At 68.5% G+C, this 26,762-nt stretch carries 28 protein-coding genes and 1 pseudogene; 23 read left to right on the forward strand and 6 right to left on the reverse strand.

All coding sequences use genetic code 11. From position 1 onward, the window contains the following. Positions 1 to 221 precede the first annotated feature (221 nt). The 4 genes from AOZ49_RS17905 to AOZ49_RS17920 all read left to right on the forward strand — a co-directional run bounded on the left by AOZ49_RS17905 (position 222) and on the right by AOZ49_RS17920 (position 2,593). Positions 222 to 935, forward strand: a complete 714-nt coding sequence (locus AOZ49_RS17905) for a MarC family protein (RefSeq protein ID WP_054431130.1) — start codon at positions 222 to 224, stop codon at positions 933 to 935. 66 nt (positions 936 to 1,001) lie between these two features. Then, on the forward strand, positions 1,002 to 1,487 hold the full coding sequence (locus tag AOZ49_RS17910) for a disulfide bond formation protein B (protein WP_054476908.1): 486 nt from the start codon (positions 1,002 to 1,004) through the stop codon (positions 1,485 to 1,487). 16 nt (positions 1,488 to 1,503) lie between these two features. Continuing rightward, the gene (locus AOZ49_RS17915; RefSeq protein ID WP_054476910.1) at positions 1,504 to 2,088 is read left to right on the forward strand and encodes a nucleotidyltransferase family protein; all 585 of its coding nucleotides are present in this window, start codon (positions 1,504 to 1,506) and stop codon (positions 2,086 to 2,088) included. A 4-nt stretch (positions 2,089 to 2,092) separates the two neighbouring features. Next, complete coding sequence (locus AOZ49_RS17920) at positions 2,093 to 2,593, forward strand: M48 metallopeptidase family protein (RefSeq protein WP_054476912.1); 501 nt, start codon at positions 2,093 to 2,095, stop codon at positions 2,591 to 2,593. A gap of 64 nt (positions 2,594 to 2,657) precedes the next feature. Here AOZ49_RS17920 and purF read toward each other — a convergent pair whose 3' ends face one another. Genes purF through folC form a run of 4 tightly spaced genes read right to left on the reverse strand, consistent with a single transcriptional unit; the run spans position 2,658 to position 6,874 of the window. Beyond that, entirely contained in the window at positions 2,658 to 4,178 is a 1,521-nt protein-coding gene (gene purF, locus AOZ49_RS17925) for an amidophosphoribosyltransferase (protein WP_054476914.1), read from the reverse strand. Positions 4,179 to 4,208: 30 nt separating this feature from the next. Further along, entirely contained in the window at positions 4,209 to 4,697 is a 489-nt protein-coding gene (locus tag AOZ49_RS17930; RefSeq protein ID WP_006394480.1) for a CvpA family protein, read from the reverse strand. Further along, positions 4,697 to 5,542 (reverse strand): SPOR domain-containing protein, encoded by an 846-nt coding sequence (locus tag AOZ49_RS17935; RefSeq protein WP_054476916.1) that lies wholly within the window; start codon positions 5,540 to 5,542, stop codon positions 4,697 to 4,699. The genes AOZ49_RS17930 and AOZ49_RS17935 overlap by 1 nt, the downstream gene beginning before the upstream one ends. Before the next feature lie 21 nt (positions 5,543 to 5,563). Beyond that, positions 5,564 to 6,874 carry a bifunctional tetrahydrofolate synthase/dihydrofolate synthase gene (folC, locus tag AOZ49_RS17940; RefSeq protein ID WP_054431124.1) on the reverse strand — a complete coding sequence of 437 codons (1,311 nt, stop codon included), beginning with the start codon at positions 6,872 to 6,874 and terminating at the stop codon, positions 5,564 to 5,566. 164 nt (positions 6,875 to 7,038) lie between these two features. Here folC and AOZ49_RS17945 point away from each other — a divergent pair, with 164 nt between their 5' ends. The 4 genes from AOZ49_RS17945 to AOZ49_RS17960 all read left to right on the forward strand — a co-directional run bounded on the left by AOZ49_RS17945 (position 7,039) and on the right by AOZ49_RS17960 (position 10,898). Next, a complete protein-coding gene (locus AOZ49_RS17945) occupies positions 7,039 to 7,455 on the forward strand; it encodes a cupin domain-containing protein (RefSeq protein WP_054476918.1) in 417 nt (138 codons plus the stop codon). Positions 7,456 to 7,531: 76 nt separating this feature from the next. Continuing rightward, positions 7,532 to 8,503: a Bug family tripartite tricarboxylate transporter substrate binding protein gene (locus tag AOZ49_RS17950; protein ID WP_054476919.1), complete on the forward strand. Its 972-nt coding sequence runs from the start codon at positions 7,532 to 7,534 to the stop codon at positions 8,501 to 8,503. Further along, the gene (locus AOZ49_RS17955) at positions 8,500 to 9,732 is read left to right on the forward strand and encodes a CaiB/BaiF CoA transferase family protein (RefSeq protein ID WP_054476921.1); all 1,233 of its coding nucleotides are present in this window, start codon (positions 8,500 to 8,502) and stop codon (positions 9,730 to 9,732) included. Before AOZ49_RS17950 ends, AOZ49_RS17955 begins: the two co-directional genes overlap by 4 nt. After that, entirely contained in the window at positions 9,732 to 10,898 is a 1,167-nt protein-coding gene (locus AOZ49_RS17960; protein ID WP_054431120.1) for an acyl-CoA dehydrogenase family protein, read from the forward strand. Before AOZ49_RS17955 ends, AOZ49_RS17960 begins: the two co-directional genes overlap by 1 nt. Positions 10,899 to 10,958: 60 nt before the next feature. Here the strand turns inward: AOZ49_RS17960 and AOZ49_RS17965 are convergent, their stop codons facing one another. Next, complete coding sequence (locus AOZ49_RS17965) at positions 10,959 to 11,696, reverse strand: IclR family transcriptional regulator (RefSeq protein ID WP_054431119.1); 738 nt, start codon at positions 11,694 to 11,696, stop codon at positions 10,959 to 10,961. A gap of 143 nt (positions 11,697 to 11,839) precedes the next feature. Between AOZ49_RS17965 and AOZ49_RS17970 the strand changes: the two genes are divergently transcribed. From AOZ49_RS17970 to AOZ49_RS18000, 6 genes are all read left to right on the forward strand, one after another. Then, positions 11,840 to 12,217, forward strand: coding sequence for a flagellar protein FlaG (locus tag AOZ49_RS17970; protein WP_054431118.1), 378 nt, complete (start codon positions 11,840 to 11,842; stop codon positions 12,215 to 12,217). 143 nt (positions 12,218 to 12,360) lie between these two features. After that, positions 12,361 to 13,749, forward strand: a complete 1,389-nt coding sequence (gene fliD / locus AOZ49_RS17975) for a flagellar filament capping protein FliD (RefSeq protein WP_054431117.1) — start codon at positions 12,361 to 12,363, stop codon at positions 13,747 to 13,749. Between the two features lie 18 nt (positions 13,750 to 13,767). Continuing rightward, on the forward strand, positions 13,768 to 14,196 hold the full coding sequence (fliS, locus tag AOZ49_RS17980; protein ID WP_054431116.1) for a flagellar export chaperone FliS: 429 nt from the start codon (positions 13,768 to 13,770) through the stop codon (positions 14,194 to 14,196). A gap of 47 nt (positions 14,197 to 14,243) precedes the next feature. After that, entirely contained in the window at positions 14,244 to 14,597 is a 354-nt protein-coding gene (locus AOZ49_RS17985) for a flagellar protein FliT (protein WP_035360316.1), read from the forward strand. Between the two features lie 1,364 nt (positions 14,598 to 15,961). Next, on the forward strand, positions 15,962 to 16,276 hold the full coding sequence (locus AOZ49_RS17995; RefSeq protein ID WP_006394467.1) for an EscU/YscU/HrcU family type III secretion system export apparatus switch protein: 315 nt from the start codon (positions 15,962 to 15,964) through the stop codon (positions 16,274 to 16,276). 24 nt (positions 16,277 to 16,300) lie between these two features. Further along, positions 16,301 to 17,098, forward strand: coding sequence for a flagellar brake protein (locus AOZ49_RS18000; RefSeq protein WP_054431114.1), 798 nt, complete (start codon positions 16,301 to 16,303; stop codon positions 17,096 to 17,098). Positions 17,099 to 17,433: 335 nt separating this feature from the next. On the opposite strand, the gene fliE is transcribed toward AOZ49_RS18000, so the two are convergent. Then, positions 17,434 to 17,766, reverse strand: coding sequence for a flagellar hook-basal body complex protein FliE (gene fliE / locus AOZ49_RS18005; protein ID WP_035360311.1), 333 nt, complete (start codon positions 17,764 to 17,766; stop codon positions 17,434 to 17,436). Positions 17,767 to 18,113: 347 nt separating this feature from the next. Between fliE and fliF the strand changes: the two genes are divergently transcribed. The 9 genes and pseudogenes from fliF to AOZ49_RS18050 all read left to right on the forward strand — a co-directional run. Then, positions 18,114 to 19,781: a flagellar basal-body MS-ring/collar protein FliF gene (gene fliF, locus AOZ49_RS18010; protein WP_054435715.1), complete on the forward strand. Its 1,668-nt coding sequence runs from the start codon at positions 18,114 to 18,116 to the stop codon at positions 19,779 to 19,781. Next, positions 19,771 to 20,781 carry a flagellar motor switch protein FliG gene (fliG, locus tag AOZ49_RS18015; protein WP_035360309.1) on the forward strand — a complete coding sequence of 337 codons (1,011 nt, stop codon included), beginning with the start codon at positions 19,771 to 19,773 and terminating at the stop codon, positions 20,779 to 20,781. Before fliF ends, fliG begins: the two co-directional genes overlap by 11 nt. Further along, positions 20,774 to 21,517 (forward strand): flagellar assembly protein FliH, encoded by a 744-nt coding sequence (gene fliH, locus AOZ49_RS18020; RefSeq protein WP_054435714.1) that lies wholly within the window; start codon positions 20,774 to 20,776, stop codon positions 21,515 to 21,517. Before fliG ends, fliH begins: the two co-directional genes overlap by 8 nt. Continuing rightward, the gene (gene fliI, locus AOZ49_RS18025; protein WP_054435712.1) at positions 21,514 to 22,989 is read left to right on the forward strand and encodes a flagellar protein export ATPase FliI; all 1,476 of its coding nucleotides are present in this window, start codon (positions 21,514 to 21,516) and stop codon (positions 22,987 to 22,989) included. The genes fliH and fliI overlap by 4 nt, the downstream gene beginning before the upstream one ends. Next, entirely contained in the window at positions 22,982 to 23,431 is a 450-nt protein-coding gene (fliJ, locus tag AOZ49_RS18030; protein WP_006385228.1) for a flagellar export protein FliJ, read from the forward strand. The genes fliI and fliJ overlap by 8 nt, the downstream gene beginning before the upstream one ends. A 20-nt stretch (positions 23,432 to 23,451) precedes the next feature. Further along, positions 23,452 to 24,810 (forward strand): flagellar hook-length control protein FliK, encoded by a 1,359-nt coding sequence (locus tag AOZ49_RS18035; protein WP_054476923.1) that lies wholly within the window; start codon positions 23,452 to 23,454, stop codon positions 24,808 to 24,810. Between the two features lie 170 nt (positions 24,811 to 24,980). Beyond that, entirely contained in the window at positions 24,981 to 25,589 is a 609-nt protein-coding gene (locus AOZ49_RS18040; RefSeq protein ID WP_035360305.1) for a flagellar basal body-associated FliL family protein, read from the forward strand. A 2-nt stretch (positions 25,590 to 25,591) separates the two neighbouring features. Beyond that, positions 25,592 to 26,599, forward strand: a complete 1,008-nt coding sequence (fliM, locus tag AOZ49_RS18045) for a flagellar motor switch protein FliM (RefSeq protein ID WP_006394458.1) — start codon at positions 25,592 to 25,594, stop codon at positions 26,597 to 26,599. Then, a pseudogene (locus AOZ49_RS18050) lies at positions 26,592 to 26,762 on the forward strand (flagellar motor switch protein FliN); the annotation flags it as partial. The gene fliM and the pseudogene AOZ49_RS18050, both read left to right, overlap by 8 nt.

The following is a 26,762-nucleotide window of genomic DNA, read 5'->3' on the forward strand; positions in this document are numbered from 1 at the left end:
CCAAGATCATGACGCTGGGCGACCGCGTCGAAGACGTCTTCATCGTCGATGGCGCGGCGCTGACGCGGCCGCGCAGCCAGATGCAGTTCGAGCGCGACATCCTCGATGCGCTGGCCGGCGACGAGGTCCGGCAACAGGCCGCCTGAAGCCGGACCCGCGGCCCATCGCCAGACAGCCGCCGACCGCATACAATCCGGTTTTCGGCTTGGCGATACCGTGCGATGGAGCTAAACGAATACCTGCGGGTGCTGGGGACCAGCTTCTTTTTCGCGCTGGCGACGCTGCTGCCGTTCCTGAATCCGCCGGCGATCGCGCCCATCTTCCTGTCCCTGACCGAAGGCGCCTCGTCCGCCACCCGCACGGTGCTGGCCAAGCGCGTCGCCGTCAACGTCGGCCTGATGCTCATCGTCGCCATGGTGGCCGGCAACGTGCTGCTGAGCTTCTTCGGCATCTCGCTGTCGATCGTGCGCGTGGGCGGCGGCATGCTGGTCATCGCCAGCGCCTGGCGCCTGGTGAATTCGCCCGACGCCGACACCGAGCGCGTGGCCCGCATGGCCGAATCGTTCACCCCTGAAATGGCCAAGGCGCGCGCCTTCTACCCCCTGACCTTCCCCATCAGTTGCGGCCCCGGCTCGATCGCCGCGGCCATCACCGTGGGCGTGTCGCTGCGCGACCAGAACCACGTGCTGAGCCTGCTGCGGCTGGGCGGCTCGATCCCCGGCATCGTGGTCGTTTCGCTGACTTTGTACGTCTGCCTGCGCTTCGCGGCGCAGATGCTGCACCGGCTGGGCGATAATGGCACCGCCGTGTTCATGCGCATGTCGGCCTTCATCATGCTGTGCCTGGGCGTGCAGATCTTCTGGGAAGGCTCGCGCGAACTGCTGCTCGGGGTATTGCAGCAGGTCATGCAACCAATTCCGATTCCCAAGGCCTAACGCCTGGCGGCCGGACTGGCCATCCCCCGGGGCCCCGCCCCGACGAACCCTTATCGTGCAACAACCATGACTTCTCGTTCCGAACGCCTGCTCCGCCTGATCGCCCTTTTCAGCTTCGGCGCGGTCGGCATCGCCCTGGTTTCCCAGTACGTCTTCGACATGCCGCCGTGCGCCTGGTGCGTGATGCAGCGCCTGATCTACCTGGTGATCGGCGTCATCGCCCTGATCGGCGGCTTCGGCGGCGGCCGCGCATTGACGCGCGTCTGCGCCGGCCTGGCGGGCCTGCTGTCGCTCAGCGGCATCGCCGCCGCCTGGTACCAGTACACCGTGGCCGCCAAGATGCTGTCGTGCGACCAGACCTTCGCCGACCGCTTCATGACCGGCATCGGCCTGGACGGCAGCGTGCCGTGGCTGTTCGGCATCTACGCCACCTGCATGGACGCGGTGGTGCCGGTTCTGGGCATCGAATACGCCCTGTGGAGCCTGGCGCTGTTCGTGATCCTGCTGTTCATGGCCCTGCCCGCGGCATTCGGCCGCGGCCGCGCCGCCTGAGCGGTCCATTCCGCTGTTGGACGACATCCACGCCGAGCGCCTGCGCGCGCTGGTCCGACGCCATGCGCCGCTGATGCGCTGGCTGCATGCCGCGCGTGACGGCGGCGCGGCCGACTGGTGCCTGGGCGCGGGCGTCATCCGCACCCTGGTGTGGAACCACCTGCACGACCTGCCGCCGGACAGCCACGCGCCAGCGGACGTGGACTTCGTCTACTTCGACGACACCGACCTGACGGCGGCGCACGAGACCGCCATCACGCGCCGCCTGCAGGCCGCCGCGCCGCAGGCGCCCTGGGAAGTCGTCAACCAGGCGCGGGTCCACCTGTGGCGCCGCGACGGCGGCATCGCGCCGCCCCCGGCCTTGTCGCTGGCGGCGGGCATCGCCACCTGGCCCGAGACCGCCACCTGTATCGGCGTGTCGCTCGACGCCGACGACCGCCTGCGCATCCTTGCGCCGCACGGCCTGGACGACCTGTTCGGCCTGGTGCTGCGGCCCAGCCCCGGACTGCGCGATCCCGCGCTCTACGCGCAACGGCTGCTGGCCAAGCGCTACACCGACAAATGGCCGCGCCTGCGGGTGCAGCCCTCCCCGCTTTCCTGACGCCATGAAATACCTGACCGGTTATCCGGAACCCCTGCTGACGCAGGCCCGCGCGCTGCTCGACCAGGGCAAGCTGGGGCCGGCGCTGCGAGCCCGTTATCCCGCCGGCGCGCATGCCGTGCGCACCGACAAGGCGCTGTACGACTACGTGGTGGACCTGAAGAACACCTACATCCGCAACGGCGCGCCGCTCAGCAAGATCGCCTTCGACAGCAAGATCCACGTGATCCAGCACGCGCTGGGCCAGCACACCTTCATCTCGCGGGTCCAGGGCGGCAAGCTCAAGGCCAAGCACGAGATCCGCGTCGCCACGCTGTTCAAGACGGTGCCGGAGGAGTTCCTGAAGATGATCACGGTGCACGAACTGGCGCACCTGAAGGAGAAGGACCACAACAAGGCCTTCTACAACCTGTGCCGGCTGATGGAGCCGCAGTATCACCAGTATGAATTCGACCTGCGACTGTACCTGACCCATCTGGAGGCCAGCGGCGACAGCCTGTGGTGACAGGCGCCGGCCGATAAAAAAAGCCGCTCCCGAGGGAGCGGCTTTTTCATGGCGCGAACCGGACTCAGGCGTCGTTGGCCGCGTAGCCCATGTTGAACTGCAGGCCGCTGGCGCCTTCGCCGTCGCCGGACTCCGCGCGCGACTGGCCCAGGCGGGCCAGGTATTCGGCGGTGATGTCGCCGGTGACGTATTCGCCATCGAAGCACGAAGCCTCGAAGCGCGACAGCTTGGGATTGATGTCGCGCACGGCCTGCTGCATGTCGTGCAGGTCCTGGTAGATCAGGCTGTCGGCGCCGATCGCGCGGGCGATTTCCTCGTCGCTGCGGCCGGTGGCGATCAGTTCGCTCTGCGTCGGCATGTCGATGCCGTAGACGTTGGGGAAACGCACCGGAGGCGCGGCCGAGGCGAAGTACACCTTGTTGGCGCCGGCGGCGCGCGCCATGTCGACGATCTCGCGGCTGGTGGTGCCGCGCACGATGGAGTCGTCCACCAGCAGCACGTTCTTGCCCTTGAACTCCATGCCGATGGCGTTGAGCTTCTGGCGCACCGATTTACGGCGCACGGCCTGGCCGGGCATGATGAAGGTGCGGCCGACGTAGCGGTTCTTGATCAGGCCTTCGCGGTAGTCCAGGTTCAGGCGGGCGGCCAGCTGCATGGCGGCCGGACGCGAGGAATCGGGGATCGGCATGACCACGTCGATATCGCCCAGGCGCATGTTGCGCGCGACCTTGTCGGCCAGGTATTCACCCATGCGCAGGCGCGCGTCGTACACCGACACGCCGTCGATCAGCGAATCAGGACGGGCGAAGTAGACGTATTCGAAGATGCAGGGCACCAGCTGCGGATTCTCGGCGCACTGGCGGCTGACGAAACGGCCGTCCAGGTCGACGAACACCGCTTCGCCCGGCTCGACGTCGCGCACGAAGGCGAAGCCGCTGCCTTCCAGGGCCACGGATTCCGAGGCCACCATCCACTCGACGCCTTCGTCGGTTTCCTGGCGGCCGATGCACAGCGGACGGATGCCGTTGGGATCGCGGAACGCCAGCAGGCCGTAACCGGAAATCTGCGCCACCACGGCGTAGGCGCCGCGCACGCGCTTGTGCACGGCGGCAACGGCGCGGAACATGGCATCGTCATCGAGCGACACACCGCTGGCGGCCGATTGCAGCTCGTGGGCCAGCACGTTCAGCAGCACTTCCGAGTCGGAATTGGTGTTGATGTGGCGGCGGTCGACGCGGTAGAGCGACTCACGCAGCTCGCGCCAGTTGGTCAGGTTGCCGTTGTGGGCGAACATGATGCCGAACGGGGCGTTGACGTAGAACGGCTGGGCCTCTTCCTCGCTGGCGCTGGAGCCGGCGGTGGGATAGCGGACCTGGCCGACGCCCGAGGTGCCCGGCAGGGCACGCATGTTGCGCGTGCGGAATACGTCGCGCACCAGGCCGTGCGCCTTGTACATATTGAACTGGTTGCCTTGCGACGTCGCAATGCCCGCGGCATCCTGCCCGCGATGCTGCAACAGCAGCAAGCTGTCATAGAGCAGCTGGTTGACCGGCCCGCGCCCGATGACCCCTACGATTCCACACATGGTGAGATTTCCTGGTTGATGTGAAGCTAATCAATACGGCAGCCACGTCGCCAGGGACGGCGGCAGCCACGTCTTGATATGTTTGATGGCCTCGATGGCCGAATGCGAAAACATGGCGTCCTTCCACCACGGCTCTTGTGGCAGCGGCGTGTAGCCCGCGGCGGCGACCAGCGCCAGCACGATGAGCAGCCCCCGGGCCAGTCCGAACATGCCGCCCAGGCCGTGATCGGCCGGGCTCAGCCCGGTGCTGCGGATCAAGGCGGCAAGCGTCATGTTGACCAACCCCACGCCGAGCAGCACGATAATGAAAACCACCGCGTACGAAACTCCCATGCGCAGCAGCGTCGTCTCGATATAGGGCTCCAGCCAGGTATAGACCGTGGGGCCCCACCAGATCGCGGCCACGAAAGCCAGCAGGTACGCAACCAGCGACAGCACTTCCTTGAGCAGGCCGCGCACCAGGCCCAGCACACCCGATACCACCAGGATGGCCAGCACGACGAAGTCGAAGCCGGTCACTACTGGGCGGCAATGAAACCGTTGTCATAACCCAGGGTGCGCAACCGCGCCTGGGCCGCCTGCGCCGCCTCGCGCGAGGGGAACGGCCCCACCCGCAGACGGTACTGCTGCTTGCCTCCGATGGAAGCCTGCTCGACGAATGCATTGGTGACGCCGGCCTGGTGCAGTTTGTCGCGCCGCGACTGGGCGTCCTCGGACGTGGTGTAGGCGGCGATCTGCAGCACGAAATTACCCTTGGCGGCCTGCGGCTTGGGCGCCGGCGTGGCGGCGGGCGCGGAACGGCCTTCGAGCAACGCCAGGGCGCGGGCGCCGTCGTCCGAACGGGTCTCGGGCTTGGGCGTGGCCGGCTTGGGCTCGGGCTTGGGTTCCGGCTTGGGCGGCGGCGTGCGCGGCGGCGTCACGGTCGCGGGCGGCGTGGCCGCGGGCGGGGTCGTGGCGGGCGGCGTGGAAACCGGCGGCGTGGTGGCGGACGGCGTCGCGGCCTGCGGCGCGCTGGCCTGCGGACCGGACGTCATCGGCGGCGGCGTCGGGATGGCGGACGGGTCGCCGGGCGTGGCGCCTTGCGCCGGCGCGGCGGGCGCGTTGGCCTGCGGCTCGCTCAACTGCGGCTGGAACGGGGTATTGCGTTCCGGCACCTTGATGGGGATGTTGTCGGCCACGGGCGTCGGCTGGGAATCCAGCACCATCGGCAGGATGATGACGGCCGCCAGCACCAGGGCGATGGCGCCTGCGAGCCTGCGCCGGGCGCGCCCGCGCAACTCAGCCGCCTGAACCTCGCTCGGCACGGCCGCTCGCTTGGAGGGTTGCGCCTGGTCGGCAGGATCCTTGCGTTTGAAAAAACCCATGTTTGCCTATGCCGCTCTTGCCTACGCCTTGCGACCCAGAGACTGCAAAACCGAGGCCACGGTGAGAAATGATCCGAACACCACGATTCTATCATTCTCCCCTGCCCGTTCGCGCGCCGCGGCAAAGGCCTGGGCGGGATCGGCGTAGGCCGAGACGCCCGGCGCCTCGGCCCCGGCGGGCGCGGCCGGCAGGCCGGCGGCAACCCGTTCGGCCAGGTGTTCGCCGGAGCCGCCGCGCGGCCCCGGCAGGCCGGCGCAGAACCAGTGGTCGATGCGCGTGCCGATCTTGGCCAGTACGCCGGCCAGGTCCTTGTCGTTGAGCATGCCGAACACCGCGTAGGTGTAGGGATGGAAGCCCATGTTGTCGAGGTTCTGGGCCAGCACCGCGGCGGCGTGCGGGTTGTGGGCCACGTCCAGGATCACCGTGGGCTGGCCCGGCAAGATCTGGAAACGGCCGGGCAGCGAAGCCTGCAGCAGGCCCTGGCGCACCGCCTGCTGCGGCACCGGCAGGCGGTCGCGCACCGATTCCAGCGCGGCCAGCGCCGCCGACGCGTTCAGCAGCTGGTTGGCGCCGCGCAGCGCCGGATAGGCCAGCGCGCTGCGGCGCTGCTCGCGGCCGCCATAGGCCCACTGCTGGCGGTCGCCGGAATAGTTGTAGTCGCGGCTGAACAGCCACAGGTCGGCGCCGATCTGCTCGACGTAATCGAGCAGCGACTGCGGCGGCACCGGGTCGGCACAGATGGCCGGCCGGCCGGCGCGGTAGATGTGGGCCTTTTCGAAGCCGATCTTCTCGCGCGTGTCGCCCAGGTACTCGATGTGGTCCAGGTCGACGCTGGTGACGATGGCACAGTCGGCGTCGATGATGTTGACGGCGTCCAGGCGGCCGCCCAGGCCGACTTCCAGCACCACCGCGTCCAGGCGCGACTGCGAGAACAGGCGCAGGATCGCCAGCGTGGTGAATTCGAAGTACGTCAGGGACGTCTCGCCGCGCGCGGCCTCGACCGCGATGAACTGCTCGATCAGGGCCTCGTCCGAGGCGATCTGGCCATTGACGCGCGCGCGCTCGTTGAAATCGATCAGGTGCGGCGAGGTGTACAGCCCGACTTTGTAACCCGCGGCCAGCAGGATCGACTCCAGCATCGAGCAGGTCGAGCCCTTGCCGTTGGTGCCGCCCACCACGAACTTCACGCCCGGCAGTTCCAGGTTCATGCGGGCAGCCACTTCCCGCACGCGCTCCAGGCCCATGTCGATCGCGGTGGCGTGGATCGATTCCAGGTACTGCAGCCAATCGGACAGGGAGGCGCCGGTGGCGGGCTTGAGGGCGGAAGACATGGGGCGGGATCGCAAAGGTGAACAGCCCATGATTTTAGCAGCGCACGCCCGGTGTTTTCCCTAATCCCCCTGGGACGCCACGGGATCGCCGGGAAAAACCGCTTGCCGATGTTTTTTTCATCCGTGAAAATAAATTCACATATGAAAACTCACAAGGATAAGACATGACGCAGCGCAAGACCCCGGCCTGGCTGGTCCGGGAAGCCGACGTGCCCGGCTACCACCCGGCCAACCATACCGGCACCCTCAACCGCCGCCTGATCGGCCCCGACACGGTGGGCTCGCGCGGCGTGGAAGTGCTGCTGGGCGTGATCGACAAGGGCCAGGGCGCGCTGCCGCACGCCCATCCGGGCATCGAGCAGGTCTGTTACCTGCTGTCGGGCACCGCCCGCGCCCAGGTGCAGGACGAATGGGCCGACATGGGTCCGGGCGACTGCTGCTATTTCCCGCCCGACATCCCGCACGTGTTCACCGTGACCAGCGACGAGCCCGCGCGGCTGCTGGTGATCTACACGCCGCCGTATGAAGAATCGCCCGACCGCGTGATCCGCGGTTTTCCCGCATCGACCGCCGGCGCCTGAGGCGCCGCGCAGACCGGCCCACCCCGGGCAGCGGCCGCAGAAGCCGCGCCCGTTTCGCATCCCCTGGAGACAAACCATGCGACTACTACGCCTGTTGGGCGCCACCCTGGTCGGCGGCGCCACCGTGCTGGCCCTGCCCGCCGCCCACGCCGCGGACTATCCGAACAAACCCATCACCCTGATCGTGCCGTTCCCGGCCGGCTCCGGCACCGACGCGGTCGGCCGCATCTTCGGCGCCGAGCTGTCGACCATCCTGGGCCAGCAGATCGTGGTGGAGAACAAGCCCGGCGCCAACGCCACCATCGCCGCCAGCTACGTGGCGCGCGCCAAGCCGGACGGCTACACGCTGTTCGTGACCACCAACACCTCGCATTCGGCCGCTCCCTGGCTGATGAAGAACATTCCCTACGATCCGGTCAAGGATTTCACCCCCATCGCGCGCGGCGGCAACCTGCCCTTCATCCTGGTCGCCAACCCCAAGCGGCCGTGGAAGACCGTGGCCGACCTGGTCGCCGACGCGCGCCAGCATCCGGGCCGCATCACCTACGCCAGCGGCAACAGCACCGGCATCGTGGCCGGCGCCACCCTGGCCAACCGCGCCAAGATCGACATCCTGCACGTGCCCTACAAGGGCACGCCGCAAGGCCTGACCGACGTGGTCGGCGGCCAGGTCGACTTCATGTTCACCGACCTGGCCTCCGGCCTGCCGTTCGTGCAGTCGGGCCAGTTGCGGGCGCTGGCGGTGTCAACCGCCGAGCGCAGCGCCATCGTGCCGGACCTGCCGTCCATGGCCGAGTCGGGCGTGCCGGACTTCGACCTGAATTCATGGAACGGCTACTTCGGCCCGGCCGGCATGCCGCCCGAGGTGGTGGCCAGGCTCAACGACGCCATCAAGCAGGTGGTGGCCAAGCCCGACGTGCGCAAGCGCCTGGCGGGCCTGGGCTTTGACGCTTTCTCCAGCTCGCCGGAAGCCTTCGGCCAGTTCGTCGGCGAACAGCGCGACCTGTGGGGCAAGCTGATCCGCGACGCGGGGATCGAGCAGCAATGACGATGTCCGCCGCCGCTTCCCCGCAGGCCGCCGGCCCCCTTGCCGGCGTGCGCATCCTGGACCTCAGTTCGGTCGTGATGGGTCCCTACGCCACCCAGGTGCTGGCCGACCTGGGCGCCGACGTCATCAAGGTCGAATCGCCCGCCGGCGACAACATGCGGGCCGTCGGCCCGATGCGCAATCCGGGCATGGGCCACCTGTACCTGCACCTGAACCGCAACAAGCGCTCGGTGGTGCTGGACCTGAAGACGCCGGAAGGCCGCGAGGCCTGCCTGCGGCTGGCCGAGACCTGCGACGCCCTGCTCTACAACATCCGCCCCCAGGCCATGGCGCGCCTGGGCCTGTCGTACGAGGCGGTGGCGGCGCGCAACCCGCGCATCGTCTACCTGGGCGCCTATGGCTTCGGCGAGGCCGGCCCCTACGCCGGCCGGCCCGCCTACGATGACCTGATCCAGGGCCAGACCGGCATCGCCGCGCTGGCGGCGCAGCAGAGCGGCGACGTGCCGCGCTACGCGCCGCTGACGCTGGCCGACCGCGCCGTGGGCCTGCACGTGGGCATCGCGCTGGTGTCGGCGGTGCTGCACGCCCGCGTCAGCGGCCAGGGCCAGCAGGTCGAGATCCCGATGTTCGAGGGCATGGCGCACCTGGTGCTGGGCGACCACCTGGGCGGGGCCACCTTCGAGCCGCCGCTCGGCCCCACCGGCTACGCTCGGCTGCTGGCGCCGCACCGCCGGCCCTACGCCACCGCCGACGGCTATATCTGCCTGCTGATCTACAACGACAAGCATTGGCGCAACTTCTTCGCGCTGATCGGCCAGCCGGAACTGGCGCAGGATCCGCGCTTTCACACCCACGGCGCCCGCGCGGCCCATATCGACGAGGTCTACGCCTTCGTCGCCGACGTCATCCGCACCAGGACCAGCGAGGCATGGCTGCGGGAACTGGCGGATGCCGACATCCCGGCCTCGCAGCTCTACACGGTCGACGACCTGCTGCTGGACGAGCACCTGGCCGCCACCGGCTTCGTGCAGGACCACCAGCACCCGACCGAGGGCCGCCTGCGCACCCCCGCGCCGCTCGGCCGCTACCAGGGCACGCCGACCGCCATCCGGCGCCCGGCGCCGACGCTGGGCCAGCACAGCCGCGAGGTGCTGGCCGATGCCGGCTACGACCCCGCCGGCATCGACGCGCTCTTCGCCAATCGCATCACCCAGGATGGAACCGACTGATGGACTTTGCATTCACCCCCGATCAACTGGCGTTGCGCGACGCCGTGTCCCGCATCTGCGCGCGCTATCCCGACGAATACTGGCTGGAACGCGACCGTGAAGGCGGCTTCCCCGAGCCGCTGCACGCCGACCTGGCGCGCGACGGCTGGCTCGGCATCGCCATGCCGCCGGAACATGGCGGCGCCGGCCTGGGCATGACCGAGGCCGCGCTGATGATGCAGACCATCGCCGCCTCGGGCGCCGGCTTCACCGGCGCGTCGGCCGTGCACATGAACATCTTCGGCCTCAATCCCGTGGTGGTGTTCGGCAACGACGAACAGCGCGCCCGCTGGCTGCCGCCGCTGATCGCCGGCCGGCAGAAGGCCTGCTTCGCCGTCACCGAGCCCGACGCCGGCCTGGACACCACCAAGCTCGGCACCCGCGCCGTGCGCCAGGGCGACGAATACGTGGTGCATGGACGCAAGATCTGGATCTCGACCGCCCAGGTGGCCGACAAGATGCTGCTGCTGGCGCGCACCACGCCGCTGTCCGAGGTGGCCAAGCCGACCCAGGGCCTGTCGCTGTTCTACACCGACCTGGACCGCGGCAAGGTCGAGGTGCGTGAAATCGAGAAGATGGGCCGCAAGGCGGTGGACTCGAACATGCTGTTCATCGACGGCCTGCGGATCCCGCTGGCGGACCGGATCGGCGAGGAAGGCCGGGGCTTCGAGTACATCCTGCATGGCCTGAACCCGGAACGCATCCTGATCGCGGCCGAGGCGGTCGGCATCGGCCGCGCCGCGCTGGAGCGGGCGGTGCGCTACGCCGGCGAGCGCCATGTGTTCGGCCGGCCGATCGGCCAGAACCAGGGCATCCAGCACCCGCTGGCGCAGGCCTGGATGCAGCTGGAGGCGGCCGACCTGATGGTGTTCAAGGCCGCCAGCCTGTACGACGCCGGCGAACCCTGCGGCCCCAGCGCCAACGCCGCCAAGTACCTGGCGGCCGAGGCCGGCTACAACGCCTGCCAGACCGCCGTGATGACGCTGGGCGGCATGGGCTACGCCAAGGAATACCACGTGGAGCGGCTGCTGCGCGAGAGCTTCATCCCGCGCATCGCGCCGGTCAGCCCGCAGCTGATCATGTGCTTCATCGCGGAAAAGGTGCTGGGCCTGCCGAAGTCATATTGAGGCGCCCGCCCCTTGCGCGTCCGCCCGGCGCGCCTTGCGCCCGGGCCGGCCGGGGCCGCCTCAGGACTGCTGTTCCAGTCCGGTGCAGGCCGCCCGCAGGATGCGGGCGTATTCCTCCTGGCACGGCTCGATCCGGTAGATCGGACCGCCCACGGAGATGGCGTAGTGCTCGCCCGACAGGGTCACCGGCCAGGCGATGGCGCCGACGTCGGGAATCGACTCGCCGCTGTTCATGAACCAGCCGCGCTGGCGCGACAGCGCCAAGTCCTGCAGCACCGCCTCGCGGGTGACCAGCGTGCGTTCGTTGTGGCGCGTCAGCGGCCCGTTGCCGAGCAAGGCGTCGCGGGCCGGCTCGTCCAGCAGCGACATGAGCGCTTTACCCAGCGAATTTGCGTGTACGTCTTTGAACTCGCCGGCAACGGGCGCGTATCGGATCGTATGCGGAGAGTCCAGCACATCCAGGTAGACCACCCGGCCGTCCTGCGTCAGCTTGGCGAAGACGACGGTTTCCCGAGTTGCGTCCCTTAATTCAACCAGACTGGGATAGACCCGGTCCAGCACCGGATCGGCGCGGGCGATGCGTTGCGCCATTGCCAGCAGGCGGCCGGTCGGGTAGTAGCCCTGGCGGCGTCCGGTTTCGTAGAGGTAACCCAGGCCGGTCAGGGTGCGGATCAGCGCCAGGCAGCTGGAAACCGGCACATCCAGCAGCCGGGCCAGTTCCGACAGGGGCAGTGCGCGCTTCTCCCGGGCATAGGTTTCGATGATTTCTATGACTCGCAACGCCGTCTTGACACTCATTGCCCGATCCCAACTTGTTAGCACATGAAACAGCCCGCTGTTACGAGGGCTAAAGTTCCCTGCGGCGCTGCCGTAATCGTAGCTGAGAATTCCCTGAAAACAGCGCGTTCCTCCGAGACGCCCGCACCGCCGCTGGAGTGATCATGGCCGTAACCCCGTTAGCCCCCGCTACGTTCGCACCGTCGCCGGTCGCGGCCGTGCCCATCGTCGCAGATCCATCCGTCACCGTCGCCCCGCCCGTTGCCAGCACCAATAGCAGCGGCGCCGATTCCGCGACGTCGGAGCAGTCGAATTCGCAGAAGCTGCCCCTCGACAAGGCGCTCGACGAAATCAACGAGCAGATGAAGGCCTGGTCGACCCAGCTGCAGTTCGAGGTCGACCCGGACGTCCACCAGGTGGTGGTGTCGGTGGTCGACGCCAAGTCCGGGGACGTCATACGCACCATCCCCAGCGAAGCCGTGCTCAAGATCGCCAAAATGATCGTGAACATGCAGGGAAATGGCATCAAGACCTCGGCTTGACATGAATTCCCGTACTTTCCTCTGTGCCCCTTTTGGCGCCAATCGATGATGGAATCATCGAATTAGGCCCGCCTTATGCCCTTACCCGGCCAATCGCCGGCACCCTATTTTTGACAGAATCGCATCGCTAGGAAGGATTTCACATGGCCTCTATCACCAACCTCGGTTCGTCCTCCGGTCTGCCACTGGAAGAAACGCTGAAAAAGCTGCAAGACGCCGAGGATAAGAAGCTCTCGATCTACACCACGCGCGCGCAAAGCTACCAGACTCGCATCGACGCTTACGCGAAACTGCAGAGCGCCCTGGAAGCGCTGCAAAAGTCCGCTGCCGTGCTGGGCAAGACCGAGACGATGGCTGCCATCAAGGGCAGCGTCACCGGCGGCAACGCCTTGACGGCCAGTGTGGCCGCCGAGGGCGCCACCGCGGGCCAGTACGTCATCGAAGTGAAGAACCTGGCCCGCGCCCAGAGCCTGCAATCGGGCGCCGTGGCAGACCGCACCGCCAAGCACGGCGACACCGGCTCGTTCGAAGTCGAGCTGGCCGACGGCACCAAGCGCACCATCGACCTGAAAGGCGACACCTCGCTCAACGGCATCGTCAAGGCCATCAACGCCGACGACAAGTCCGGCCTGCGCGCCACCGTTATCAATGACGGCAACGGCAACAACTACCTGATGCTGACGGCCAAGGACACCGGTGTCCAGGCCTCGGTCAAGAACATCACCGTCACCGGCGACCAGTCGCTCAAGGACATCCTGTCCTTCAGCACCGCCGCCGACGGCTCCACGACCGGCCTGGCCAATACCAAGGCTGAAGACGCCCAACTGATCATCAACGGCCTCCCCGTCAAGAGCGGCTCGAACAACGTCGCCAACGTCATCGACGGCGTCACGCTGAACCTGACCGAGAAAACCGAGACCGACAAGCCGATCACGCTGAAGCTGGAAGCGGATCCGTCAGTCGCCAGCAAGGCGATCCAGGATTTCGTCAAGAACTACAACTCGCTGCAATCGACCATCAAGAGCCTGACGGCTTTCGACGCCAAGGCGGCCACCAACCAGCCGCTGACCGGCGACGGCACCACCCGCTCGATCCAGGCGTCGGTGACCAACGCGCTGCAAGCCATGCTGGGCGAAGGGTCGGTCCGCTCGCTGGCCGACCTGGGCATCACCACCGATCCCCAGACGCGCCAGCTCAAGCTCGACCAAACCAAGCTGGACAAGGCGCTGAGCACCAATCCGGCCGACGTCACCAAGCTGCTGACCGGCGACAACGGCCTAGCCAAGACTTTCGAAAAGGCTTTCAAGGACGTATTGGGCAGCACCGGTTCGCTCAAGACGCGCACCGACGGCCTGGCCAAGTCGATTAGTGACCTGGACGCCCAGCAAAAGCGCGCCAAGGCCGCCAGCGACGCTGAAATGGACCAGATGCGCACCCGTTTTGTCGCATTGGACAAGTACGTTTCCCAACTGGCCGTCACCGGCAACTACCTGACCCAACAATTTGCGGCGATGAACAAATCGAGCAAATAACCTGTAGAAGATGCATTAATGACTTACGCCGCCCGCCGCCCCACTGGGTCTCAATCCGTCCGCTCCTACGCCGATATCGGCCTGGAAACCCAGGTTCTGGGCGCGAGTCCCGAGCGGCTGATCACCCTGTTGTACCTGGGTGCCCGGGCGGCGATCGGGCAGGCGCGCATCCATCTGCAGGAAGGCCGGGTCGCCGAGCGCGGCGCGGCCATCTCGAAAGCGATCAAGATCGTCGATGAAGGCTTGAAGACCGGGTTGAACATGGAGGCTGGCGGCGAGATCGCCGCCAACCTCGCCCGGCTCTACGATTACATCGTCCGCACCTTGCTGACGGCAAATCTGAAAGCGAATGCCGAGCAACTCGACATTGCCGACCGCCTGTTGGCGGATCTGGCCGAGGCTTGGCAGACTTCCATCGACCGACCGGCTGGCCTTGCCCAGCCCTGATGGCCAAAAACACAAATTCAGCCAGCCATCGAACGCCCGAGATTTCCATGACGTCCCTTACCCAGTACTCATCCCCTATTCTGGAACACTACCAGGAGATCGCCCTCATCACGGGCGAGATGTTGACGGCCGCCCAGGCCGGAGACTGGGATACGGCGATGGCCCACGGGCAGCAATATTGCGAGCTGGTCGAGCGCCTGCGGATCGCGGAACCGACCGCGCCGCTGGACGAGGCCGGCCGCGCCATGAAGTACGACCTGCTGGTGCGCATCCTCGAAAACGACGCGCTCACGCGCGACCTGGCGCTCCCGCAACTGGCCCGGCTGGGCGAACTGCTGGGCCGCATGAAGCGCCAGCAGACCCTGCTGTCGGCCTACGGCTACCAGGCGCCTGAAGCATGAGCGTAGGTCCCGCGGCACTCGGCAACGTCCTAGTGCAGCGGTTGGACGCCGTGCTGGGCACGACGATGTCCGCCGCCAGCGCCAACCAGGTGTCGGGCGCGCGGCCGGATGCGGTCAGCCAGCCCGGCAACCTGGACAAGCCCGGCTCGGCCGACGGTTCCAATCGCGACCCACGACAAGGCATCCAGACCGGCGGCGCCCGCGGCGACCGCCCGGCCACCGTCCTTGACGCCAAGACCGCCGCCGCACTGGCGCTGGCCGCCCGCGGCCTGGTCACCAGCAGCGACACCACGGCCTCGGCCCCCACCACGCTGGGCACCACCGCCCGCGCGATCCTGGCGCTGCTGGCCCAATATCCCGACGCCGCGCCGGCGGTGCTGGGCCGCGCCCCCTTGTGGTCAGCCAATGCGCCGGCGCCAGGCAGCGGCGCGCCGGCCCAGCCTGGCGCCGGCCAGGCCGCCGCACAGCCGGCGCAACCCGGACAACCCCAACCTCCCGCCACCGGCGCGGCGGCGCCCGCCACGACCACGGCAGCCAGCGCGACCGCGGCGCTGGCCGCCGCCGCGGCAGCCAGCGCCGACCTCGAAGCCGATACCCAGCTCGGCGCCAAGCCCGGCCGCCCCGGCGGCGCGGCTGACGCCCCCGGCGGCGCCAAGGGCGCCGACGCCACGGCCCACGCCAGCATGGCGGCGGCCGGACCGTCCGCCCGCGCGCTGGGCCAGGCGCTGCGCGCGGCGCTGCAGACCAGTGGCCTGTTCTACGAATCGCACCTGACCGACATGGTCTTCGGCCGCAGCAATCCGGCCCAGTTGCAGCAAGAGCCGCAAGCCAAGCTCACGCGCAGCGGCGTCCCCAGCGAAGCCGACCTCGCCCGGCCGCGCGCCGACAGCGCCGGCACCTCCGCCAGCCGCTCGGGCGGCGACGCGCCGACGACGGCCGGCGGCACCAATACGCCCGCGCCCGGCACGCCGGTCAGCGGCATCCACCAGGATCTCACCGTGCTGGTGCGCCAGCAGCTCGACGTGCTGGCCAACCAGGCGCTGACCTGGCAAGGCGAAGCCTGGCCCGGCACCCCCATGGAGCGGGAAGTCGAGCGCGAGCCCTATGGCGGCGATCCGGAATCGGGCGTGCCCACCTGGGCCACCCGCCTGAAGCTGGACCTGCCCCGCCTGGGCCTGGTGGACGCGCGCCTGAACCTGGCAGGCGACCAGATCGTGCTGCAACTGGTCGCCCCCCCATGGCGCGGCCGAACTCAACGAGTCCTCGGACCAGTTGCGCTCCCGCCTGCTGGCCGCCGGTCTCACGCTCAGCCACCTGGTGGTGAACGTGGTCGATCCGCGTCCCGTCATGCCCACGGATTTCTGATGCGCACCGCCCCGCCACCCGATCAGGGCCCCAACGCCAACCGCAACGCCGCGGTCGCGATCTCGTACGACGACAAGGACGCCGCTCCGCGCGTGGTGGCCAAGGGTTACGGCCAGCTGGCCGACACCATCGTGCGCGCCGCCGAGGAAAACGGACTCTACGTCCACGAATCGCGCGAACTCGTCGGCCTGCTGATGCAGGTGGACCTGGATGCGCATATTCCTCCCCAACTCTACGTAGCGGTGGCAGAATTGCTGGCCTGGCTGTATCGCCTCGAATCGCGCGAGCTTCCCGACGCCGCGCCGCCAGCCTGACCCCTATTTTCCAAGGACACCACTGTGTTGGATGCCAGCGATCCGGAATTCCTGCTCACGCGGCCGGAAGACATGCGCGCCGCCCTTTTCGAACTGACGCACCCCGACAGCCATATCCTGGTGCGTGACGCCGCCGATCGCGAGATGGCGGTGCTGGTGCTGGGCGCCGACAAGCAGACCCGCCAGTTCTTCTGGCGCCCGCGCGACTATGCCGGCGCCGACTTCGAACAGTCCGACAGCATGGGCCTGCTGAGCGGCACCACCTTCCATTTCCACGCCACCGCCTACGGCGGCGTGCAGATCCGCTTCCGCGTCGAGCGCCCCGAAGTCATCCATTTCGATGACGGCAGCGCCGCACTGATGTCGCCCTTCCCCGAGCATCTGGCCCGCATCCAGCGCCGCAAGATGTTCCGCGCCTCGCTGATCAGCAACGCCAACCGCTGCCAGGCGTCGTGGCAACCCGATCCGGCCGAGAAGCCGATCAGTTTCTCGGTGCGCGATCTGTCGGTCGACGGCGTCGGCCTGCGGGTAGAACTGGCGGTGCAGGCCCTGCCGGAACGCGGGTCGGTGCTGGAAGACGTGCGACTGGACTTCGGCGACCTGGGCAAGCTCAGCGCGCACCTCGAAGTGCGCAACGTGTACCCGATCTCGGGCCAGCCCATGGTCCAGGCCGACAGCCCGGACGAACCGGTGCCGACCCATGTGTCGCTGACCGGCGAACCGCCCATGAGCCATCTGGGCGCGGTGTTCCTGAACCTGGACGCGCGGCAGGAAAACTGGCTGCAGCAGGTCGTCTGGCGCCTGGAAAAAAACGCAAGGTAGTGTTTGCCCCCACGCGGCGCACGCGTTGCGTGCTTGCTGCCCCCCGAGGGGGCTGCCCCGCCTTCGGGCGGCCGGGCGGCGGGGCGGGTGTTGTGGGCCCCCACGCGGCGCACGCGTTGCGTGCTTGCTGCCCCCCGAGGGGGCTGCCCCGCCTACGGGCGGCCGGGCGGCGGGGCGGGTGTTGTGGGCCCCCACGCGGCGCACGCGTTGCGTGCTTGCTGCCCCCCCAAGGGGGCTGCCCCGCCTACGGGCGGCCGGGCGGCGGGGCGGACGTTCTGGCCTAGATGGGGTTGTGTTCCAGCCGAGGCTGGGCCGTTCTGGCCCTGCCTGCGCCGTTACACGGCCATCGACGAGATTTCCTTGTAGGCCGCGACCAGCTTGTTGCGGACCTGGACGGCCGTCTGGAAGCCGATGCTGGCTTTTTGCAGGTCGATCATCACGTCGTTGAGCGACACATCGGGCGCGCCCATTTCGAAGGCCTTGGCCTGCGCCGTGGCGGCATTCTGCGCGCCGGTGACGCGGCGGATCGAGCGTTGCAGCTCGGCGGCGAAGCCGTCGGGCTGGGCCACGGCCTCGCCGGCGGCGAGGTTGCCGGTCTCGGCCTTGGTGACGGCCACGCGCATCTGCTGGAGCATGCTCTCGATGCCGGACAAGCCTGATACAGCCATTACGTTATTCCTTGCTGGTGGGGCGTGGACTACGCCAACGATGCAGGCAGCGTAACCCGGCAACCCCGGCGTCATAGCGGCTAAAAGCCGCCAAAACACCCGATATTTCCCCGAATGCGCCGCCCCCGCCGGCGTCCACCGCCGCCCGCCCCATTCCCCCGCCACGGTCGCTTGTCTACATAGGGGATAAGTAACGCCAAAAAACCGCTGTTTTCGACGATTGGGTTTGCTAACGCAGCAGCAATAATCCAGGCTCTCCCCAGACCAGAAGCACGTTGCATGTGTAATCTGCCCTACCCGAACATGAAGTCATTTTCCCTGCTCCGCGAAGCCAGCGGGAGCCGCCAATGAATCAGCAGGCTACCCTGAGCGCGTCGCTTCTGGCGAAGTTTCCCGTGTTGGAAAAGATACGCGCCCTGCCCAAGCCGATCCTGCTTGGCGCGGCAGCCGCGGTGGTCGCGCTCATCGTCGCCGTGGCGATGTGGAGCAGCGAACCCAAGTACAAGGTGCTGTTCTCGAACCTGGACGACCGCGACGGCGGCGCCATCGTGACGGCCCTGGGCACCATGAACGTGCCCTACAAGTACAACGACACCGGCACCGCCCTGCTGGTGCCGGCCGACCGCGTCTACGACGCCCGCCTGCAGTTGGCGTCGCAGGGCTTGCCGCGCGGCGGCTCGGTCGGCTTCGAGCTGATGGACAACGCCCGCTTCGGCGCCAGCCAGTTCGCCGAGCAGATCAACTACCAGCGCGGCCTGGAAGGCGAGCTGGCGCGTTCGATCGAATCCATGCACACCGTGCAGCACGCCCGCGTGCACCTGGCCATGCCGCGCCAGTCGCTGTTCGTGCGCGAACGCCAGCCGCCGACCGCCTCGGTGCTGCTGAACGTCTACCCCGGCCGCAGCCTGAGCGATGCCCAGGTTTCGGCCATTTCGTGGCTGGTCGCCTCCAGCGTGCCCGAACTGACCGCTGAAAACGTCTCGGTCGTCGACCAGAACGGCCGCCTGCTGTCCTCGCCGCTGGGCGAAGGCCGCGGCATGGACGCCGACCAGACGCGCATGGTCCGGGAAACCGAGCAGCGCACCGTCGAACGCATCCTGACCATCCTCAATCCGCTGGTCGGCCCGGGCAACGTGCACGCCCAGGCCAGCGCCGAAATGGACTTCGCCCGCCGCGAGGAAACCTCCGAGGTCTACCGCCCCAACCAGGAACCCGGCCAGGCCGCCATCCGCAGCCAGCAGACCAGCGACCAGAACCAGCGCGGCATCAATCCCGCCCAGGGCGTCCCCGGCGCCCTGTCCAATCAGCCGCCGGGCAACGCCCAGGCGCCGATCGCCAATCCGCCGCAGACCCAGCCGCCGCGCCCGGGCCAGCCGCAACAGCAACAGCAGCAACAACAACAGACCACCACCGGCGGCCAGAACGCCGGCGGCACCGTCAGCGACCGCCGCGACGCCACCACCAACTACGAAGTCGACCGCACCATCAGCCACATCAAGCAGCCGGTCGGCACGGTCAAGCGCCTGTCGGTCGCCGTGGTGGTGAACTACGTGCGCGACAAGGACGGCGATCTCAAGGCCCTGCCGCCCGAAGAGCTGAGCAAGCTGACCAACCTCGTGCGCGAGGCGATGGGCTACTCGGAAAGCCGCGGCGATTCGCTGAACCTGGTCAACAGCCAGTTCAACGACGGCCCGCCGGCGCTGCCGATGTGGCGCGATCCGGAAATGATCTCGCTGTTCAAGACCATCCTGGCATGGCTGGTCGGTGGCGTGCTGGCCCTGTGGCTGTACCGCAAGGTGCGCCGCTCGGTGGGCGACTACCTGTACCCGCCGGTTGATCCGGAAGTGGCCGAGGCCGAACGCATCGAAGCCCAGCGCGAGGCCCAGGACGTGGCCCGCGCCAAGGAAACCGACCGTTACCAGGACAACCTGGAACGCGCCCGCACGATGGCGAACAAGGATCCGCGCGCCGTCGCGATGGTCCTGCGCACCTGGATGACCAAAGATGAAAAATGATGCCAAGCCGATGGACGGCATGACGCGCAGCGCCGTCCTAATGATGTCGCTGGGTGAAGACGCCGCCGCCGAGGTCTTCAAGTACCTCTCCGCCCGCGAAGTCCAGCAGGTCGGCGCCGCCATGGCCAGCCTCAAGCAGGTGACCCGCAACGACGTCGCCGTGGTGCTGGAGGAATTCCGCCAGGAAGCCGACCAGTTCATGGCCGTCACGCTGGGTTCGGACGACTACATCCGCACCGTGCTGACCAAGGCGCTGGGCAGCGACCGCGCCGCCGGCCTGATCGAGGACATCCTGGAAGCCGGCGAAGGCGGCAGCGGCATCGACGCGCTGAACTGGCTCGACCCGCACACCGTGGCCGAACTGATCGGCGACGAGCACCCGCAGATCATCGCCACCATCCTGGTGCACCTGGAGCGCGACCGCGCCGCCGGCGTGCTGGCGCTGCTGACCGACCGCCTGCGCAACGACGTCATGCTGCGCATCGCCACCTTCGGCGGCGTGCAGCCGGCCGCCCTGTCGGAACTGACCGAAGTGCTCAATTCCGTGCTGGCCGGCCAGGGCGCCAAGCGCAGCAAGATGGGCGGCGTGCGCACCGCGGCCGAGATTCTCAACATGATGAATTCGGCCGAAGAGGAAACCGTGGTCGCCAGCCTGCGCGAACGCGACAACGACCTGGCGCAGAAGATCATCGACGAGATGTTCGTGTTCGACAACCTGCTCGACGTCGAGGACCGCGCCATCCAGCTCATCCTCAAGGAAATCGACAACGACACGCTCATGGTCGCGCTCAAGGGCGCCCAGGAAGAGCTGCGCGCCAAGTTCCTGCGCAACATGTCCAGCCGCGCCGCCGAAATGCTGCGCGAGGACCTGGAAGCGCAAGGCCCGATCCGCATGTCGAAGGTCGAGACCGAGCAGAAGAAGATCCTGCAGATCGCCCGCCGCCTGGCCGAGAGCGGCCAGATCGTACTGGGCAACTCCGGAGACGACGCGTATGTCTGAAGCGGATACCGGTCAGTCGACGCTCATCTCGCGCAGCGCCGCCTGGCGGCGCTGGCAGATGCTGTCGTTCGACGAGCCGCCGCCCGTCGCAGTCGAACCCGAGCCGGAACCCGATCCGGGCCCCGATCCGGAAGTGGTGATGGCCCAGCTGCGCGCCGAGGCCAGCGCCGAAGGCCACGCGGCCGGCCATGCGCAGGGCCACGCCGAGGGCCTGGCCGCCGGCCATGCCGAAGGCCATGAGGCCGGCCTCGCCGCTGGCCGCGAAGCCGGCTACGCCGAGGGCCTGGCCCAGGCCCGCGAACAAGGCGCCGAGGAAGCCCGGCGCCTGCACGCGCTGGTGCAGGCCTGCGCCGAATCGGTCGGCTCGCTCGAAGAAAAAATGGGCCAGAGCCTGCTGACGCTGGCGCTGGACATCGCCCAGCAGGTGGTGCGCACCACCCTGGCCGAGCAGCCCGACACCGTGGCCAGCGCCGTGCGCGAAGTGCTGCACATCAACCCCACCGCCGGCGGCCAGATGCGCCTGTGGGCCAATCCCGCCGACATCGAGCTGATCCGCCTGCACCTGGCCGACGAACTCAAGGAAGGCCACTGGCGTGTGCTGGCCGACGAATCCATCGCCCGCGGCGGCGTGCGCGCCGAGACGCCGTTCGGCGACATCGACGCCACCCTGCAGACCCGCTGGCGCCGCGTCGCGGCCTCGCTGGGCCGCAACGTCCACTGGGAGGACCCGGCGTGAGCGCCAATCAGGCCCCCGCGCAGCCCGGCCAACCGGCCGTGCCCGTGATCGACCGCTGGCAGACCCAGCTGCAGATCGGGTCGATCCGCGCCGCCTCGACCGACCCCTGGCTGGTCAGCGGCAAGATCACGCGCGCCACGGGCCTGGTGCTGCACGCCACCGGACTGCGCCTGCCGGTGGGCGCCGCCGCCCGCATCGAGATCGCGCGCGGCCATGACCACTGGGCCGACGCCGAAGTGGTCGGTTTCGACGGCCACACCCTGTACCTGATGCCGCAGGCCGACATCTCCGGCCTGCCGCCCGGCGCCCGCGTGGTGCCCGGCGAACCGCCCGTGCAACGCCAGATCCCGCTGCCGCGCAAGGCCGAACTGAACGGCAATGCCAAGCCGCAACTGGGCCGCCACCTGCCGGTGGGCAACGCCCTGCTCGGCCGCGTGCTCGACGGCGCCGGCCGGCCGCTGGACGGCCTGGGCCCGCTGACGGGCGCCGAACTCGCGCCGCTGTCGGCGCTGCCGATCAACCCGCTGTCGCGCGCCCCGATCGACACCGTGCTGGACACCGGCGTGCGCGCCATCAACGGCCTGCTCACCGTCGGCCGCGGCCAGCGCATGGGCCTGTTCGCCGGCTCCGGCGTCGGCAAGAGCGTGCTGCTGGGCATGATGGCCCGCTACACCAAGGCCGACGTCATCGTGGTCGGCCTGATCGGCGAACGCGGCCGCGAAGTCAAGGAATTCATCGAGCACAACCTGGGCCCCGAGGGCCTGGCGCGCTCGGTGGTGGTGGCCGCCCCGGCCGACGTCTCGGCGCTGCTGCGCCTGCAGGGCGCGGCCTACGCCACGCGCCTGGCGGAACACTTCCGCGACCAGGGCCTGGACGTGCTGCTGATCATGGACTCGCTCACCCGCTACGCCATGGCGCAACGCGAAATCGCGCTGGCCATCGGCGAGCCGCCCGCCACCAAGGGCTATCCGCCGTCGGTGTTCGCCAAGCTGCCGATGCTGGTGGAACGCGCCGGCATGGGCGCGCCCGGCCCCAGCGGCAAGGCCGGCTCGATCACCGCCTTCTATACAGTGCTAGCCGAGGGCGACGACCAGCAGGATCCGATCGCCGACTCGGCGCGCGCCATCCTGGACGGCCACGTGGTGCTGTCGCGCCACCTGGCCGAAGCCGGCCACTACCCCGCCATCGACATCGAGGCCTCGATCTCGCGCGCCATGACTTCGCTGATCACGCAGCAGCAGTTCTCGGTGGTGCGCCGCTTCAAGCAGACGCTGTCGCGCTACCAGCGCAACCGCGACCTGATCGCCGTGGGCGCCTACGCCGCCGGCAACGACCCGCAGCTGGACGATGCCATCGCCCGCTACCCGCGCCTGGAAGCCTTCCTGCAACAGGATATCGGCGAGAACGTCGGCTACGAGGACGCGGTGGAGCAGTTGCGCGCCAGCTTTGAATTGAGGGACACCTATGCCTAGCCAATTGCCCCTGGACATGCTGATCAACCTGGCCAAGGAGAGCACGGACGAAGCCGCCCGCCTGCTTGGCCGCCTCAGCACCGAACGCACCAACGCCGAACGCCAGCTCGGCATGCTGCAGGACTATCGCCAGGACTACCTGGAACGCCTGCAGCAGGCCATGACCACCGGCATGTCAGCCAGCGATTGCCACAATTACCAGCGCTTCATCGGCACCCTGGACGACGCCATCGGCCAGCAGCAGAACGTGCTGCGCCAGGCCGACGAGAACCTGGCCAAGGGCCGGCTCTACTGGCAGCAGGAAAAGCGCAAGCTCAACTCGTACGACGCCCTGGCGCAGCGCGAATTGCGCGCCCAGGCCGTGGTCGAATCGCGCCGCGAACAGCGCGCCAACGACGAATACTCCGCCCGCCTGGTCCAGCGCCAGGCCGGGATGCATTAATTGCCCACAGGAAGCCCGCCATGACCGCTCCCCTGCCCACCCCCGCCATCGCGCCCGCCGCGCCGGTCTCGATCGCCGACACGCTCGGCGCCAAGGCCGCGCCGGCCACGGCCAAGAAGGGTCCGTCCTTCTCCGACGTGCTGGCCCAGCAGCGTCCCAATCCGTCCGCCGACGCGCGCCCCGCCTCCAACAGCGGCGCCAAGACGCAGGCCGGCGGCAAGAATTCCGGTGACGCCGCTGGCAACGCCGAGGACGCCGCCGCCCAGGCCATCGACAACGCCGTGCAGACCGCCACCCAGGCCGAGGCCGGCGCGCTCGCCGTCGCCGCGCAGCAGCCGGCCGCGCCGGTGCTGCCGCAGCAGGCGCTGGAGATCGCCGCCCAGGCGGCCGAACAGGTGCAGCTGGCGCGCGGCACCGCACAGGCCGCCGCCGCCGCGGTCAGCACCGGCGCCGCCGTGGTGCAGGCCGCCCTGACCGCCAACGACGCCATCGCCACCCCGCGCGCGCCGGTGCCCGCCACCGCGCAGCAGGCCGAAGCCGCCGCCATCCAGGCCAGCCGCGATGCGCAGATCGCCCAGCCGGTGGTCACCGCCGCCGTCAAGCCGGGTTCCACGCCGATCGCCGAGACGCCCGCCAAGGCCGCGCCCGCCGCCGAGTTGCCGCGCCCCACGCCCGAGGCCGCGCAGCCCCGCGCCGCCAACGTGCGCGTGGCCGCCGCCGAGCCGGCGCCGGCCGCGCCGCAGCATGCGCGCACCGAAGAGGAAACCAACGCGCCGGCGCTCAGCACCGCGCAACAGTTCCAGGTGCCGCAGCACGCCGCGAACGCCCAGGATCACCTGGCCCAGGCCATCGCCGCCGCCTCGCAGCGCCAGCAGCCCGCCCCCATCGCCAACCCCGCCAGCGTCGCCGTGCCCGTTGTGCCGGTCGTGCTGCAGGTCGCCACCCCCGTGGGCGGCACGCACTGGGGCACCGAACTGGGCCAGCAGATGGTCGTCATGAGCAACAACGCGCGCCAGGGCACCCAGACCGCCGAACTGCGCCTGGATCCGCCCGACCTCGGCCCGCTGCGCGTCAGCATCAACCTGGCCGACGGCGTGGCCAGCGCCTCGTTCGTCTCGGCCCATGCCTCGGTGCGCCAGGCCATCGAAACCGCGCTGCCGCAGTTGCAGCAGGCGCTGGCCCAGGCCGGCATCTCGCTGGGTCAGACCAGCGTCGGTGAACAGGCCGCGCAGCAGGAATTCGCCCAGCAGAATGGCGGCGGTTCGCAGCGCCAGGGTGGCGGCAACGGCGCCGCCGTGGCCGACGGCGCGAGCGATGGCCAGGCGGTCGCCGTGACGGCTTCGCGCAACGCCAATGCGCTGGTCGACACCTTCGCGTAACAATCGCGCGGCCCGCGGCTGGCAACGGTTGCGGGCGGTGCAGCAATAGCTTGAGATACGCGGCTTTCGCCCTGTTTTTCGCCTCCAAGCCGGGGACGCATTTCGGGCAGAATGCTTTCATCCACTAAGAATCCGTTTTCATCAGCGGCAAAACACGCATCGACACCGAGATGGCGACTTCCAAACCCACAACCATGCCGCCGCGCGGCGCGCTTCCGACACGCTCCGGCGGCATAGGCCGCATCCTTCGCCCGTTGCTCATGATATTGGTGCTGTTGCTGGTGGCGGCCGCGAGCGCGGGCGCGACCTGGTTCGTCGCGCAGCGCATGCAGCCGCAGGGCGGCGCGCCGGTGCAATTGGGCGTCGGCCAGACCGGCGGCCAGCCGGGCCAGCCCGGCGCAGCGGGCCCGCAAGCCACGCCGACCACCTTCGTTGCCCCGCCGACCACGCCGGCCGCGGTGCCCGCGCCGATCTTCGTGCCGATCGAGGCCTTCACGGTCACGCTGCAGAACGCCGACACCGAGCGCATCATGCACGTCGGCCTGACCCTGCGCGTCAGCGACGAGCAGACCCGTATCCGCCTTGAAAAGTACATGCCTGAAGTGCGCAGCCGCATCCTGATGGTGCTGTCTTCGCAATCGCCCACCGGCGTGCAGACGCAACAGGGCAAGACCGACATGGCCAACGCCATCAAGCAAGCCGTCAACCGCCCGTTCGCGCCCCTGCCGGACGGCCAGTATGTCACCGACGTACTGTATACGGCGTTCGTGGTGCAATAAGCATGGCCTACGAGGCGTTTCTTTCGCAGGACGAAGTCGACGCGCTGCTGGCCGGCGTCACGGGCGAGAGCGACAGCAAAAAGGAATCCGCGGGCCCCAACGACGGCGCCCGTGCCTATGACCTGAGCTCGCCGGACCGCGTGGTGCGCCGGCGCATGCAGACGCTGGAACTCATCAACGAACGCTTTGCGCGCCAGATGCGCAGCGTGTTGCTGAATTTCATGCGCCGCAGCGCCGACATCACCGTCGGTTCCATCAAGATCCAGAAGTACGCGGACTTCGAACGCAACCTGCCGGTTCCCAGCAACCTGAACATGGTGCAGATGAAGCCGCTGCGCGGCACCGCCCTGTTCACCTATGACCCGAACCTGGTGTTCCTGGTCATCGACAGCCTGTTCGGCGGCGATGGCCGCTACCACACGCGGGTCGAGGGCCGTGACTTCACCACCACCGAACAGCGCATCATCCGGCGCCTGCTCAACCTGACCCTGGAAAGCTACGGCAAGTCCTGGGACCCCGTCTACCCGATCGAATTCGATTACGTCCGCTCGGAGATGCACACCAAGTTCGCCAGCATCACCGGCAACAATGAAGTGGTGGTCGTCACCTCGTTCCACATCGAATTCGGCGCGACCGGCGGCGACCTGAACATCTGCCTGCCCTACTCCATGATCGAGCCGGTGCGCGACCTGCTCACGCGGCCGCTGCAGGAAACCACGCTGGAAGAAGTCGACCAGCGCTGGTCGCAACAGCTTTCACGCCAGGTGCGCAGCGCCGACATCGACGTGGTCGCCGAATTCGCGCGCATTCCGTCCAACATCCGCGAACTGATGCGCATGAAGGTCGGCGACATCCTGCCCGTGGATGTGCCGCAGACCGTCATTGCCCACGTCGACGGCGTGCCGCTGATGGAATGCGGCTACGGCGTCTTTAACGGCCAGTACGCCCTGCGCGTGCAGAACATGTTTACCTACGATACCGAATCTAACGAGGCCCCCGACCATGACTGACAAGAACGAGCCCGGCTCCGGCTCGTCCCCGGCCGACGACTGGGCCGACGCGCTCGCCGAACAATCCCGCGCCAATCCGCCCACCCAGGCGGATGGCCTGAAGCCCGCCCAGGACGACTGGGCCGCCGCCATGGCCGAGCAGACCGCCGCCACGCCGCCCGCC

This window comes from Achromobacter sp. 2789STDY5608615 (genome assembly GCF_001298995.1).
GTDB lineage: Bacteria > Pseudomonadota > Gammaproteobacteria > Burkholderiales > Burkholderiaceae_B > Achromobacter > Achromobacter insuavis.